Below are 12866 nucleotides of genomic sequence, written 5' to 3'. Positions count from 1 at the left end.
CCCATGCGCATGGCGAGGGGATCGGCCTCCTCCTTCTTGGGCACCTTCACCAGGGCCTCGCCGTCGAGCACCACCTCGTCGCCGACGGAGCAGGTGCATTTGAGGCGGGCGCGGCGCCGTTCGGGGATCAACTCGGCCACCTCGACCTTCACCTCGACGGTGTCGCCGATGCGCACGGGCGCGCGGAAATTCAGGGTCTGGGAAATGTAGACCGCGCCCGGGCCCGGCAGGCGGGTGCCGAGCACCGCCGAGATCAGGCCCGCGGTGTAGAGGCCGTGGGCGATGCGGGTGCCGAAGGGGGTGCGCGCGGCGAAGTGCTCGGAGAGATGGATCGGGTTGCGGTCGCCGGTGATCTCGGCGAAGCCGACCACGTCGGAAGAGGAGATCTCCTTCTTGAGAATCTCGGTGAGCCCGACTTCGAGATCCTCGAAATAGAGCACGCGCAGTTCGGGCAACATCCTGAGGCCTCCCCGGTCCGGACCGCCACCTCGACGGGCGGCTTGGTAGAGCTTTCGCCTTGCACAGCCGCGCCGGCAAATCCAGTTCTCCTTTGCACTGAGGGTGCGCCGGAAGGCCCTCGACAGGGGAGGGCCCCTCGGGCAATCAGCGGCGCGCCTCAGCCTCCCTCAGGAACCCGCCGGTGCCTCCTCCGCCGCCCTCGCCACGCCTGCGCCCGGTCGTCGCCCGCGTGGCGGGGCTGAATCTCGGCTATTTCGGCATCGAGATCGCGGTGGCGCTCACCATCGGCTCGGTGGCGCTCATCGCCGACAGCCTCGACTTCCTGGAAGACGCGGCGATCAACCTGCTGATCTTCGCCGGGCTCGGCTGGAGCCTTCGCAACCGGGCGCGGCTCGGCACCCTGCTCGCCGGCATCCTGCTGGTGCCGGGCCTCGCCACGGCCTATGCCGCCTACGAGAAGTTTTCCGATTTCACCGCGCCGGCCCCGGTGCCTCTGACGCTGACCGGTTTCGGCGCCCTGCTGGTCAACCTCGCCTGCGCCGTGATGCTGGCCCGCCACCGCGACGGGCATGGCAGCCTGACGCGGGCGGCCTATCTCTCCGCCCGCAACGACGTCGCCGCCAATGTCGCGATCATCCTCGCCGGGCTCGCCACCGCCGCGACACGCTCACCCTGGCCGGATCTCGTCGCGGCCCTCGGCATCGCCGTCATCAACGCCGATTCCGCCTTCGACGTGCTCAAGGCCGCCCGCCGCGAATGGCGCGCCGCGGCCGACGAGGCCGCTTCGCAGGCGAAAGCCTGATCCTCTCCCCCAGCCGTTCCGGATCCCGTGCTGCGCCTCTTTCCCCTCTCCGACCTGCATCTCGAACGGCGTCGCCCCGAATTGATCCCGCCGCCCTCAGGCCCCTTCGACGTGCTCGTCTGCGCCGGCGACCTGCACGAGGGCCAGCCCGAGGCGGGCCTCGCCACGGTGATGGCGCTGGCCGGTGACCGGCCGGTGGTGCTGGTGCCGGGCAATCACGAGCACTACGCCCCGACCGGCGACGCGCGCACGGCGCCGGATCTTCTCGCCGCCCTGGAGCGGGAGGTCGCCCGGCTGAACGGTCTGGGCCACCGCATCCACCTGCTCCAGGGCGGGCAGGAGACGGTGATCGGCGGCGTGCGCTTCGTCGGCACCACCCTATGGAGCGACTGGTCGCTGGCCGGGCGCTGGCTCACCGACGACACACCGGACCGACCCGAAGACCCGGTCGCCTTCGCCGTCGCGCGGATGACCGATCCCGTCACCGGCTCGCGGGAATATCGCGGCTCGATCCGCCGGGCCGACCGCCTGCCCTGGTCGCCGGCCGACGCCATGGAGGCCCATGCCCGCGAGAAGGCGGCCCTCCTCGAAGCCCTGGCCCGGCCGCATGACGGGCCGACCGTCGCGGTGACGCACCATCCGGCCAGCCCGCTCGCCGCCGACGCGTTCCGCGACGCCCCCGGCGTGCCGTGGTGGGTGCCGGCCTTCTACGCCACCACCGTTCTCGACGATCTGCCCGACGCGGACCGCCCGGCGGCCTGGATCTCAGGGCATTTCCATGCCGGACACGACCTACGCGTCGGCCGCACCCGCTGGGTCGCCAACCCCGTGGAAGGGAAGACTTTTCGCCACGATCTCATCGTCGAGGCCGGATAACGGCCCTCTCCCGCGAAACCCCGGAGCCCGCTCGCGCGTAGGAGTGCGCGCCCGCCGCGAAGCGGGACCGAACCGCAGAACCTCCCGGGGGAACCGCCATGAACGCCTTCATCGCCGTCGTGCTCGTCTGCGCCAACGGCATCCCGCAGGAGGCCTGCACCGACGACCGGGCGAGCGAGGTGCGCAAGGTCCGGGTGGCGAACGAACTCGGCTGCACCAATGGCTGGCAGGAGATCATCGCCCGCACCGACCTGCGCGACGAGGTCGGCAAGACGAGCTATCTCAAAACCGAGTGCCGCCGGGTGAAGGCGGAGGAATAGCGGGCCGCAACCGTCGCCTCGACGCCGGAATCTGCTATTCAGGCGTGGCCGGTGCCTGACATCCGCGTGAGCGGGCGGGTTCGGCATGAGATGTCGTGGACCGATCGAGAGAGTGATGCGCCTGAAATCCGGACTCGCCGTCCTGCGCCTGCCCGTCGTGACTCTGCCGCTCTTGGCTTTGCCGACCCTGGGCACGTTGGCCGCCCTGTCCGTACCGGCTCTCGCCGCCGCGCCGCCCGCCCAACCGGCGGACGGACCGGGCGGCGTCGGGGACAAGTCCGCCACCATCGTCAAGCGCGCGGTCGGCAAGGCGAGCGCGGCGACCTACGTGTTCCACAAGGCGGGCCCCGCCCCGCAGGGCGGAAGGCCGGTGGTGGTGTTCCTGCACGCCTGGGGCGCACCGAACCCGCAGGCCTACGGCGCTTGGATCGACCATCTCGCCCGCAACGACTGGCTGGTGCTGTATCCCCGCTTCCAGGAGGTGAACCGCACCCGCCCCTCCGATGCGCCGGCCATCGCCGGGCGCTTGGTCAAGGCGGCCCTGGCCGACCTCGCCGGAGATGCCGACGCCAAGCCCGATCCCGAGCGCCTCGCCCTGATCGGGCATCTGGCCGGCGCGCCGCTCGCCGCCCATCTCGCCGCCTCGGCGGCCGAGGAGGGGATCCCGGCGCCGAAGCTCGTCTTCGCGGTGATGCCCGGCGGCATCGCCCGGGATGCCAAATCCCGCGGCATTCCCCTCGGCGACCTCGACGGCATCGGTCCCAAGACCCTGCTGGTCACGGTGATCGGCGACCGGGATGCGCGGGCCGCCGATGCCGCCGCCCGGCGCATCCTGCGCGACGCCCATTCCGTGCCGCCCGAGCACAAGCTGTTCGTGCGCGCCCTCTCCGACGATCACGGCTTCCCGGCGCTGACCGCGACCCTCGCCGCGCCCGCCGGGCTCGACGCGGCCTATGACAGCGGCGCGATCAAGTTGCCGCCGGACCCGCCGGGCGAGAAGCCTCCGCCCTTCGCTGGTCGGCGGACATGTCGCTCTCCGGCGAGCAGACCACGCTGGTCTCGCAGATCAACAACGCCCGCGCCGACAGCCTCGATTATCTCGCCTTCTGGCGCACCTTCGACATGGCGGCGACCGCCGCCTTCGCCGGCAAGGACGCAACGAGCCTGAAGAACGACCCCGCCTTCAGCGACATGCGACGCTGGGGCGACGGCTGGCCGGTCAAGCGCCTCGGCGTCGAGATCCCGAAGGCTGCGGCCGCGCCGGCCGCCGTGAAGCGCTGATCGCGACCGGCCTCGACCTGCATCCGTCGGGCAATCCGGCCCGACGGGCCGATGCCCATCGCACCCAGACAGGAGTTCCATCGGACCGATGAAGCTGTTCCACTCGCACAGCTCGCCCTTCGTGCGGAAGGTGATGGTAGCAGCCCACGAACTCGGCCTCGCCGAGCGGCTGGAGCTGCTGCCGAGCGCCGTCCACCCGGTCAAACGCGACCGCTCGGTCCTGGCGCAGCACCCGCTCGCCCAGGTTCCGACCCTGATTCTCGATTCGGGCGAGAGTCTCGCCGACAGCCGGGTGATCTGCGAATATCTCGACAGCCTCGGCGGCAACCGGCTGTTCCCGGCACCTGGGGCGGCGCGCTGGCGGGCGCTCAACGCGCAATCCACCGCCGACGGCGTGCTCGATGCCGCCCTGCTGATCCGCTACGAACTGACCGCGCGGCCGGAAGCCGAGCGCTCGGCGGCCTGGATCGAGGGGCAGACCGCCAAGATCGAGAGCGCCCTGGCGTGGTTCGAGGAGCAGGCGGAAGCCCTGGGCGATGCCGTCGACATCGGCACCGTCGCGCTGGCCTGCGCCCTGGGTTACCTCGACCTGCGCTTCTCCGACATCGCGTGGCGCGACGACGCGCCGAAGCTCGCCGCATGGTTCGCCCGCTTCGAGGAGCGGCCCTCCATGCTGGCGACGCGCCCGCCCGCCGGCTGACCCTTTGCCGTCTCCCGGCTGGCTCGGCTCTTGCGAAGCTTCGGCCGTCCTCCGGGAGACTCCGCCATGCCCGATTTCGTCGCCGCCGCCCTCGCATCCGCCGTCTTCTGCCTCGCCGTCATCGCGCTGAATGCGCTGACCCGCCTCGCCCTCCAGACGCATCTGGCGCCGGACGGCCTCGCCGAGAATGGCTTGGTGCAGTTCGGCGGCGCAGTGATGCTGGCCGGCACGACCTATCGCCGGACAACCCGCCTGCCGGGCCACCTCATCGGCGAGTGAGTTTTCCAGCCTCGAAAACGCTTCCGGCTCAACGCCTTGGCCTGAAACCTTGCGAGGCTGGGCGACGACGATGAAGCCCCCTCTCGGTCACGGTGAGGCGCAGCCGAAGTAAGGCAGCGCCGGAACCGCGGCCGGATACGAAAAGAGCCTGCCGCGAGGCGTTCGCGACAGGCTCCCGTTTTCACACCGCGCCCGTGACCGGGCGAGACATCGTCCTAGAAGTAGGACTTCAACACGCCGCGACGGCGCACGTCGAGGGTGGCGCAGTGGAACGAGCCACCGAACGGGCCGTAGGACAGGAACGGCGCCGGGATCGGGTCGAAGCCCCAATCCTTGAGGGCCTTGATCAGGGTCGGCTGGCTCTGATCGACGACGATCTTCTTCTCGTCGATGGCGAGCACGTTGATCGAGGTCCAGGGCGAGCACATCGAGATCTTGCTCATGAAGCCCGAAACCGGGTCGGGACGCGGGGCGATCAGCACGTCCCACTTCTTGAGCACGGCGGGCAGCTTCTCGACGTCGATATAGTCGGGGTTGACCAGCACCTTGCCCGGCGCGAGCGGCATGAACGACGAGTCGATATGCATCGGCTGCGGGCAGCGGCTCTCGATCTCGTGAATGCGGAAGCCGGGGCCGAGATGGCGGCGCAGCCACTCGATGCCCATCAGGTTCGTCACGTTGGAGCGGGTCACGAACAGGTCGCGGCCGCAGCGCACGAAGTCGGCCGCGTCGAAGACCGGCTCGAACTCGTTGACCGTGAACTGCATCGGCTCACCGGCCTTCAGGTTCGGCACCCGATAGTCGTAGTTGTACAGGTCGTCCGTCAGCTGAGGACGCGGCGCCGAGGTCCAGCGCGCGCCGTTCCGGAAGTACTCCTTGAACAGCGAGCGGTAGGCATCGCCCTCGAAGTAGCGCGAGCGCCAGCACATCGGGCTCTCGATGATCTCGTCGCCGATCACGAGATAGGGATCGCGCGGGCAGGCGACGCAGAAGCCGCGGGAGGTCCAGCGCGGCGCCTTGAACTTCTTCGAGAAGTCGACCGAATCGGGCCGGCGCACCTTCACGCCCTCGCCGGCCAGGATCGAGATGAAGTTGTCGAGCTCGGCCTGCGCCAGCTTCTTCATGAACTTCGGATATTTCCAGCCGGAGGCGAAGCGGTAGAACGGCTGGGCCGCCCGCGGCAGGTTGAAGATCACGGTGAGGTGATGGGTCGGGATCGTAGCGCCGTCGAGCGAGCCGACGATCACCTCCTCCAGCGGATCCCACTCGTTCCAGGCCATCACCGGGCTACGGGTGGCGGGAATGTCCCGACGGCCCTCGTAGCCCTCGGAAAAACCCTTCGTCGAGGCGTCGTCGATCAGGGCGGAATCCGCCGTGATCTGCGGCTCGCGATCCATTATCGGCTCCCTAGAAGCGGCGTTTGGCGACAATCGTCGTCATCGGGCACCGCGGGCGCCGCTTTGCTCCCCGGTGTGTCAATCGGGTGATAGACACGGCTGGGCAAAGCTGCAACCTGCCGGGACGCTCCCCACCGCCGGCCCGATACGATGGCTGCATCTGGTGGGATTTCGACAACACAAGCCTTCGCCGATCGTCGAAAGAGGCTGATGAAGCGTCTCACAACACTGGCATCGATCGTCGGATTAGGCACGGCCCTGGCGCTGTTCCTGTCCTCCGGCATGTCCGATGTCACGGCCGCGGTCGTGGGCACGGGCTGGGGGGCGCTGATCGTCGTGCTCGCCCGCTTCGCCGCGGTCGCCTGGGCGGGCTTCGGCTGGTACGCGGTGTTTCCCCGCGGCGCCGGCCCCACCCTGCGGGACTGCATCTCGCTGCGCTTCGTGCGCGAGGGCATCAACACGCTGCTGCCGGTGGCGCAGGTCGGCGGCGACCTGATCGGCGCGCGCCTGCTCACCCGCCGCGGCACGCCCGGCGGCATGGCCGGTGCCAGCATGTTCGTCGATCTGATGACCCAGGCGGTCACCCAGCTGATCTTCACCGTGGCCGGGCTGCTGCTGCTGATGCAGATCGCCGGCGACGGCCCCCTGGTCCGCACGGTCGCCGGCGGCGTTCTGATCGCCGTCCCGGCGCTCGGCGCCTTCTACGTCATCCAGCGCCGCAGCGGTCACCGCCTGATCGAGGCGGCCCTCAGCCGCTTCGCCGCCGGCCGCGAGTGGCGGGCGCTGGGCGCGATCGACGTGCTCTACGAGAATCTGCGCCGGCTCTACGGCAACCGCGCCCATGTCTCCGCCGCCCTGCTCATCCATCTGGCCGGCTGGGTGGCGGGCACCGTCGAGGTGTGGGTCGCGCTCAACGCCATGGGCTATCCCGTCAGCTTCGTCGACGCGCTGGTGATCGAGAGCCTCGCCCAGGCCGTGCGCGGCGCCGCCTTCGTCGTGCCCGGCGCCATCGGCGCCCAGGAGGGCGGCCTGATCGCCCTGTGCGCCCTGTTCGGCATCCCGGCGGAAGCCGCGCTCGCCCTCTCCCTGGTCAAGCGGGTCGCCGACCTCGCCGTCGGCCTGCCGAGCCTCGCCCTGTGGAACGTGATGGAGCGCAAGTCCGCCTCCGTCGAACCCGAGGGGGTCGCGGTGGTGCGCGAGGGCCTCGGGGCCATCCGGGCGCGGCTCGGCCGCCGCCCCGCCGCCACTCCGCTGGCTCCGGCCTACGGTTTCTCCACCGTGCGCGGCGCGGCCGCCCTGTCCTCCGACAACGAAACCGGAGCGCTCAAGAAGTGCGCCTGAACCGCCGCAGCCTCCTCGCCGCCGCCGCTCTGCTCGCGGTTCTCGGGGCGCCGGACGCCGTCCGGGCCGCCGACGACCCGGCCGTGGCGCCGATCCAACGCCTCTACGCCAAGTTCGAAGAGGCGCTGAAGAACGGGGCCGGCGACCTCAAGAGCCGGCTCGCGATCGTCGGCGACACGCTGGCCGAGACCTTCGACACCCCCGCCATGGTGCGGACGGCGGTCGGGCCGAAGTGGAAGAGCTTCAAGCCCGAGCAGCAGGACGCGCTGACCGAGACCTTCGGCAAATACTTCGTCACCCTCTATGCCAACCGCCTGTCTCAAGCGGCGGGCGGCAAGTTCGAGGTCAAGCCGCAGAGCGAGACCCGCGGCCCCAACCGCGTCGTCTCGACCCGCGTCTCCAACAAGGACGGGGACGAGTCGGACGTCGATTACGTCGTCAACGCGAACAACCAGGTGCAGGACGTGCTGCTGAACGGCAATGTCAGCGAGGTCGCTTCGATGCGGGCGAGCTTCGCCGATCCCCTGAAGGGCGGCGCGGAGGGCCTCTTGAAATTCATGCGCGAACGCACCGACGGGATGCTCGCCGCCAAAGTCTCGCCGCGAGAGTGAAGGCTTAACGCCCGACCCGACGCTGCCCGCCGAACCGGGCCCCGATAGAAGACAGCAGCGAGCAACGCCGCGCCATGACCCTGAACGAGCTGCCAGCCTGGATCGCCCCGGTGCTTCTGCTGATGGCGCTCGCCGGCTGCGTCTACGCGCTGCTCGCCGCGGCGCTCGTCGGCCGTTTCGCGGCGCGGCGCTCGCCGCTGCTCGCGGCCGATGCGCCGCGTCCGGGCGTGACGATCCTCAAGCCGCTCTGCGGCCTGGAGCCGGATCTGTTCGAGAATCTCGAAAGCTTCTGCCGCCAGGACTATGCCGGCGCGGTGCAGGTGGTGTTCGGCGTGCAGAACGCCGCCGACCCGGCCATTGCCGTCGTGGAGCGCCTGCGCGCGGCCCATCCGGCGCTGCGCCTCGATCTCGTGGTGGATGCGAGCCAGCACGGCTCGAACCGCAAGGTCTCGAACCTCATCAACATGTCGGAAAACATCGCCCACGAGGTCGTGGTGCTGGCCGACAGCGACATGTCGGTGCGGCCCGATTACCTCGAGCGCATCGTCGCGGCCCTGTCCCAGCCGGGCGTGTCCGGTGTGACCTGCCTCTACCACGGCGTGCCGGGCAACCGGGGCGTGTTCGCTCAGCTCGCGGCGCTGGCCATCGACGTGCAGTTCGTGCCCAACGTCATCCTCGGCACCAGCTTCGATCTGGCTCGACCCTGCTTCGGCTCCACCATCGCGATGACGGCGGAATCGCTGGCGCGCATCGGCGGATTCCGCGCCTTCAAGGACGATCTCGCCGACGATTACGCCATCGGCGAAGCCCTGCGCGCCGAGGGCGGCACGGTGGCGATCCCAACCTTCACCATCGGCCATGCCTGCGTCGATACCGAACTGGCCGGCCTGTGGCGGCACGAGCTGCGCTGGAACCGCACCATCCGCAACGTCGATCCGAAGGGCTATGCGGGTTCGGTGATCACCCACGCCGTCCCGCTGGCGCTTCTCGCCGCCTTGCTCCCCGGCGCCGGCAGCGGCGCCCTGGCCGTGGCCGCCCTCGCCCTGGCCTGCCGCATCCTGCTGTGCCTGCGCATCGAGCGCGCCTTCGGGCTTGCCCCCCACGCCTACTGGCTGTTGCCGATTCGTGACATGCTGTCCTTCATCAACTTCACCTGGAGCTTCGTCTCGGGTGCGGTGACATGGAAAGGTCACGATTACCGTGTGGTTGCGGACGGTACGCTGATTCCGGAGCACGGCCTCGGGCGCGAGTCGCGCGCCACCTCGGCCTAAGCTTCCGAACATTTCACAAAGACACTGTCTCGAGCCTTGAGGCCTTGAACCCCATGCGCACGCTTTTCCTGCAGGCTCCCACCTTCGACGGCTTCGATGGCGGCGCCGGCTCCCGCTATCAGGCCAAGCGCGAGATCAAGTCGTTCTGGTACCCGACCTGGCTGGCTCAGCCGGCCGCGCTGGTGCCGAACTCGAAGCTGATCGACGCGCCGCCGCACAACATCAAGCTCGATGAGATCGTGGCCCAGGCCAAGGATTTCGACCTCGTGGTGCTTCACACCTCGGTTCCGTCCTTCAAGTCCGACGTGAAGACCGTCGAGGCCCTCAAGGCCGCCAACCCCAAGCTCATCGCCGGCCTGATCGGCGCCAAGGTGGCGGTCGATGCCGCCGGCTCCCTGGCCCAGGCGCCCTGCATCGACTTCGTCGCCCGCAACGAGTTCGACTTCACCGTCAAGGAAGTCGCCGAGGGCGTGCCGATGGCCCAGATCAAGGGCCTGTCCTATCGTGACGCCAACGGCGTCGTGGTCCACAACGAGGACCGCGAGATCATGACGGACATGGACCAGTTGCCCTTCGTCACGAGCGTGTACAAGCGCGACCTCGAGATGGAGAAGTACTTCATCGGGTACCTCAAGCACCCCTACATCTCGTTCTATTCGGGCCGGGGCTGCAAGAGTCGCTGCACCTTCTGCCTCTGGCCGCAGACGGTCGGCGGCCACACCTACCGCACGCGGTCGGTCGCCCACGTGATCGAAGAGATCAAGTACTGCATGAAGGAGTTCCCTCAGACGAAGGAGTTCTTCTTCGACGACGACACCTTCACCGATAACCTCCCGCGCGCGGAGGAGATCGCCCGCGAGCTGGGCAAGCTCGGCGTGACCTGGTCGTGCAACGCCAAGGCCAACGTGCCGCGCGAGACCCTGAAGGTTCTGAAGGAGAACGGCCTGCGCCTGCTTCTGGTCGGCTACGAGTCCGGCAACCAGAAGATCCTGAACAACATCAAGAAGGGCATGCGCGTCGAGGTGGCCGAGAAGTTCACCAAGGACTGCCACGACCTCGGCATCGCCATCCACGGCACCTTCATCGTCGGCCTGCCGGGCGAGACCAAGGAGACGATCCAGGAGACGATCGCCTTCGCCAAGCGCATCAACCCGCACACGATCCAGGTCTCGCTGGCTGCGCCCTATCCGGGCACCTTCCTCTACAAGCAGGCGGTGGAGAACGGCTGGCTCGACGTCGAGAACGCCGAACTGGTCGATGAGAACGGCGTACAGATCGCGCCGCTGCACTACCCGCACCTCTCGCATTCCGACATCTTCGCTGCGGTGGAGGAGTTCTACCGGAAGTTCTACTTCCGCGCTCCGAAGATCGCCTCGATCGTGAATGAGATGGTCCGCTCGCCCGAGATGATGAAGCGGCGCCTGCGCGAAGGGGTCGAGTTCTGGCACTTCCTGCGGGACCGCAAGGCCGCCGCGTAACGCCGGACAGCGCGCAATCGAGCGAACAAGGAAGGCCGGGCTCGCGCCCGGCCTTCCTTGTTTCCGGGGTTGTGCCCTGGACCCGCGAGAGGGCTTGCCCTCTCGACACCCGTGACCGTGACGAGAGAATCTTCGTGAAGCGACTGGTCGTCACCGCCGACGATTTCGGCCTGAGCCGCGAGGTCAACGCGGCCGTCGAGCAGGCCCATCGCGCGGGCATCCTCACCGCCGCGAGCCTGATGGTCTCCGCCCCCGGGGCGACGGATGCCGTGGCGCGAGCGCGGCGAACTCCGTCGCTGCGGGTCGGGCTGCACCTCGTGCTGGTCGAAGCGTGGCCCACGCTGCCCGCCGCCGAACTGCCCGACCTCGTCGACGCACAGGGGCTGATGCGGCGCGACATGGAGCGCCTCGGCCTCGACCTCGCCCTCAAACCCACCGCGCGCCGGCAAATGGCTGCCGAGATCCGGGCGCAGTTCGAGGCGTATCGCGCGACCGGCCTACCGCTCGATCACGTCAACGCCCACAAGCACTTCCACATCCACCCGCTGATCGCCGGCATGGTGCTGCGGATCGGCCGCGATTACGGCATGCGGGCTTTGCGGGTGCCGCGGGAACCGCGCGACCTGCTCCGTCGAGCGGAACCGGGCTTCCAGCCGAAGCCTGCCCTCGATACCGCGCCCTGGGCGGCGCTCCTCGCCCTGCGGGCCTGTCAGGCGGGCCTGCTGATCCCGGACCGGACACTGGGCCTCGCATGGTCGGGCGCGATGACGCCGGAGCGCGTCACCGGCCTGCTGCGCCACCTGCCGGACGGGCTTACCGAACTCTACACCCACCCGGCCACGGCGGGCGGCTTCCCCGGCGAGGCCCCGGGCTATCGCTACGCCGACGAACGCGACGCCCTGATCGCCCCGGAGGCGCGGAAGGCCACCGTGCGGAACGGAACGGTGCGAGGTGGCTTCTCGGACTTTTTGGGCTGACCGGCTCCGTCGCCGGCCTCGGCCACGAGGCAGGGCGAAAGCGGCTTCGATGGACCCCTGACGTCCCGGCCGATCGTCAGAGCGGCCGGGCGCGCTTCGGAACTCGGCCTCACTTCACCGCAGCGGTCTCGCGGGCGATCGCACCCGGCGGGCGGCCGGCTTCCTTACCCTCGGGGCGGCTCGGATCCGGCTTCACCGGCGGCGGGCCGAGGAAGGCCGGCACCACGAAGAAGGCCGCCACCAGGGTGAAGAACAGCGACAGCGCGAGCAGTTCGCCCATGCTGGCCGTGCCGGGATGGCTCGACAGCATCAGCGAACCGAAGGCGGTGCCGGTGGTCAGCGCCGAGAAGAAGATCGCCCGGGTCAGGCTGGAGGCGAGCATGTCGACGACGCCGGCCCGCCACGCGATCACGTAGTAGATGTGGAAGGCCACGCCCACCGCCAGCATCAGCGGCAGGGCGATGATGTTGGCGAAGTTCAGCGGCATGCCGATGACCTTCAGCGCCATCAGCGTCCACAGGGTCGCCAGCACCAGCGGGCCCAGGGTCATCGCCACGTCCCAGGGTTTGCGCAGGGCCACCGAGAGCAGGATGAAGATCAGCGCCAGGGCGGTCAGGCCTGCCTGCACGAAGGCGCCGAGGATGGTGTAGCTCGATTCCGTCGTGGCGATCGGCGCGCCGGTGGCGTGGGGATCGACCGTCTGCACTTCCTTGGCGAAGCGGCGCAGCACCTGGTCGTCGTTCGAATTGCCCTTGGGATGCACCTCGATGCGGGCGCGGCCGTCGCTCGTCACCCACTCCGCCTTGAGGGGCTTGGGCAGGTTGTCGAGGGTGATCTTGGTCGGGTCGAGCAGGCCGGAGAGGCGGCTCATCAGCGTCTTCAGATCGGTGGTCAGCGCCACGCTCGCGGCCTCGCGCTTCTCCGCAGGCGCTGAGGCGAGGGTCTCCAGCGTGCCCGAGAGCCGCTCCGCCGCCTTGGCGCCGGCCTCGCTGCCGCCGGCGATCGTCTTCAGCGCCGCCGCCGTATCCTTGAGCGCCTTCACGTTCTCCGCATCCGTCGGCGGCGGCGGCTTGC

At 69.3% G+C, this 12866-nt stretch carries 13 protein-coding genes and 1 pseudogene; 11 read left to right on the top strand and 3 right to left on the bottom strand.

The window, feature by feature from the left end:
• Window positions 1-458: 3-hydroxybutyryl-CoA dehydratase (croR, locus tag MZTS_RS21585; RefSeq protein WP_192285372.1), on the bottom strand; the 458-nt coding region annotated here is incomplete at its 3' end.
• A 182-nt stretch (window positions 459-640) separates the two neighbouring features.
• Here croR and MZTS_RS21580 point away from each other — a divergent pair.
• The 6 genes and pseudogenes from MZTS_RS21580 (at window position 641) to MZTS_RS21555 (ending at window position 4717) form a co-directional block, all read left to right on the top strand.
• The gene (locus MZTS_RS21580) at window positions 641-1261 is read left to right on the top strand and encodes a cation efflux transmembrane domain-containing protein (protein ID WP_192285371.1); all 621 of its coding nucleotides are present in this window, start codon (window positions 641-643) and stop codon (window positions 1259-1261) included.
• Between the two features lie 27 nt (window positions 1262-1288).
• Window positions 1289-2137 (top strand): metallophosphoesterase, encoded by an 849-nt coding sequence (locus tag MZTS_RS21575; RefSeq protein WP_009864903.1) that lies wholly within the window; start codon window positions 1289-1291, stop codon window positions 2135-2137.
• A gap of 98 nt (window positions 2138-2235) precedes the next feature.
• Entirely contained in the window at window positions 2236-2457 is a 222-nt protein-coding gene (locus MZTS_RS21570; protein WP_192285370.1) for a hypothetical protein, read from the top strand.
• Window positions 2458-2572: 115 nt separating this feature from the next.
• Window positions 2573-3738: pseudogene (locus MZTS_RS21565) on the top strand (alpha/beta hydrolase).
• An 88-nt stretch (window positions 3739-3826) separates the two neighbouring features.
• Window positions 3827-4438 carry a glutathione S-transferase gene (locus tag MZTS_RS21560; protein WP_009867253.1) on the top strand — a complete coding sequence of 204 codons (612 nt, stop codon included), beginning with the start codon at window positions 3827-3829 and terminating at the stop codon, window positions 4436-4438.
• 66 nt (window positions 4439-4504) lie between these two features.
• Complete coding sequence (locus tag MZTS_RS21555; RefSeq protein ID WP_009867252.1) at window positions 4505-4717, top strand: hypothetical protein; 213 nt, start codon at window positions 4505-4507, stop codon at window positions 4715-4717.
• A gap of 215 nt (window positions 4718-4932) precedes the next feature.
• On the opposite strand, the gene MZTS_RS21550 is transcribed toward MZTS_RS21555, so the two are convergent.
• Window positions 4933-6114 (bottom strand): hypothetical protein, encoded by a 1182-nt coding sequence (locus MZTS_RS21550; RefSeq protein ID WP_009867251.1) that lies wholly within the window; start codon window positions 6112-6114, stop codon window positions 4933-4935.
• A gap of 210 nt (window positions 6115-6324) precedes the next feature.
• Here MZTS_RS21550 and MZTS_RS21545 point away from each other — a divergent pair, with 210 nt between their 5' ends.
• The 5 genes from MZTS_RS21545 to hpnK all read left to right on the top strand — a co-directional run bounded on the left by MZTS_RS21545 (window position 6325) and on the right by hpnK (window position 11792).
• On the top strand, window positions 6325-7455 hold the full coding sequence (locus MZTS_RS21545; protein ID WP_009867250.1) for an HpnL family protein: 1131 nt from the start codon (window positions 6325-6327) through the stop codon (window positions 7453-7455).
• Window positions 7446-8066 carry an ABC transporter substrate-binding protein gene (locus MZTS_RS21540; protein ID WP_009867249.1) on the top strand — a complete coding sequence of 207 codons (621 nt, stop codon included), beginning with the start codon at window positions 7446-7448 and terminating at the stop codon, window positions 8064-8066. The genes MZTS_RS21545 and MZTS_RS21540 overlap by 10 nt, the downstream gene beginning before the upstream one ends.
• 74 nt (window positions 8067-8140) lie before the next feature.
• The gene (gene hpnI / locus MZTS_RS21535; protein ID WP_009867248.1) at window positions 8141-9337 is read left to right on the top strand and encodes a bacteriohopanetetrol glucosamine biosynthesis glycosyltransferase HpnI; all 1197 of its coding nucleotides are present in this window, start codon (window positions 8141-8143) and stop codon (window positions 9335-9337) included.
• A 53-nt stretch (window positions 9338-9390) separates the two neighbouring features.
• The gene (hpnJ, locus tag MZTS_RS21530; RefSeq protein ID WP_192285369.1) at window positions 9391-10815 is read left to right on the top strand and encodes a hopanoid biosynthesis associated radical SAM protein HpnJ; all 1425 of its coding nucleotides are present in this window, start codon (window positions 9391-9393) and stop codon (window positions 10813-10815) included.
• 134 nt (window positions 10816-10949) lie between these two features.
• On the top strand, window positions 10950-11792 hold the full coding sequence (gene hpnK, locus MZTS_RS21525; RefSeq protein ID WP_192285368.1) for a hopanoid biosynthesis-associated protein HpnK: 843 nt from the start codon (window positions 10950-10952) through the stop codon (window positions 11790-11792).
• 109 nt (window positions 11793-11901) lie between these two features.
• On the opposite strand, the gene MZTS_RS21520 is transcribed toward hpnK, so the two are convergent.
• Window positions 11902-12866, bottom strand: a 965-nt coding sequence (locus MZTS_RS21520) for an MMPL family transporter (protein WP_192285367.1), incomplete at its 5' end; no start/stop codon positions are given.

Source organism: Methylorubrum zatmanii (assembly GCF_014845115.1).
GTDB lineage: Bacteria > Pseudomonadota > Alphaproteobacteria > Rhizobiales > Beijerinckiaceae > Methylobacterium > Methylobacterium zatmanii.
Note: the sequence above shows the minus strand (reverse complement) of the source record. Positions and strands in the feature narration are given on the sequence as shown.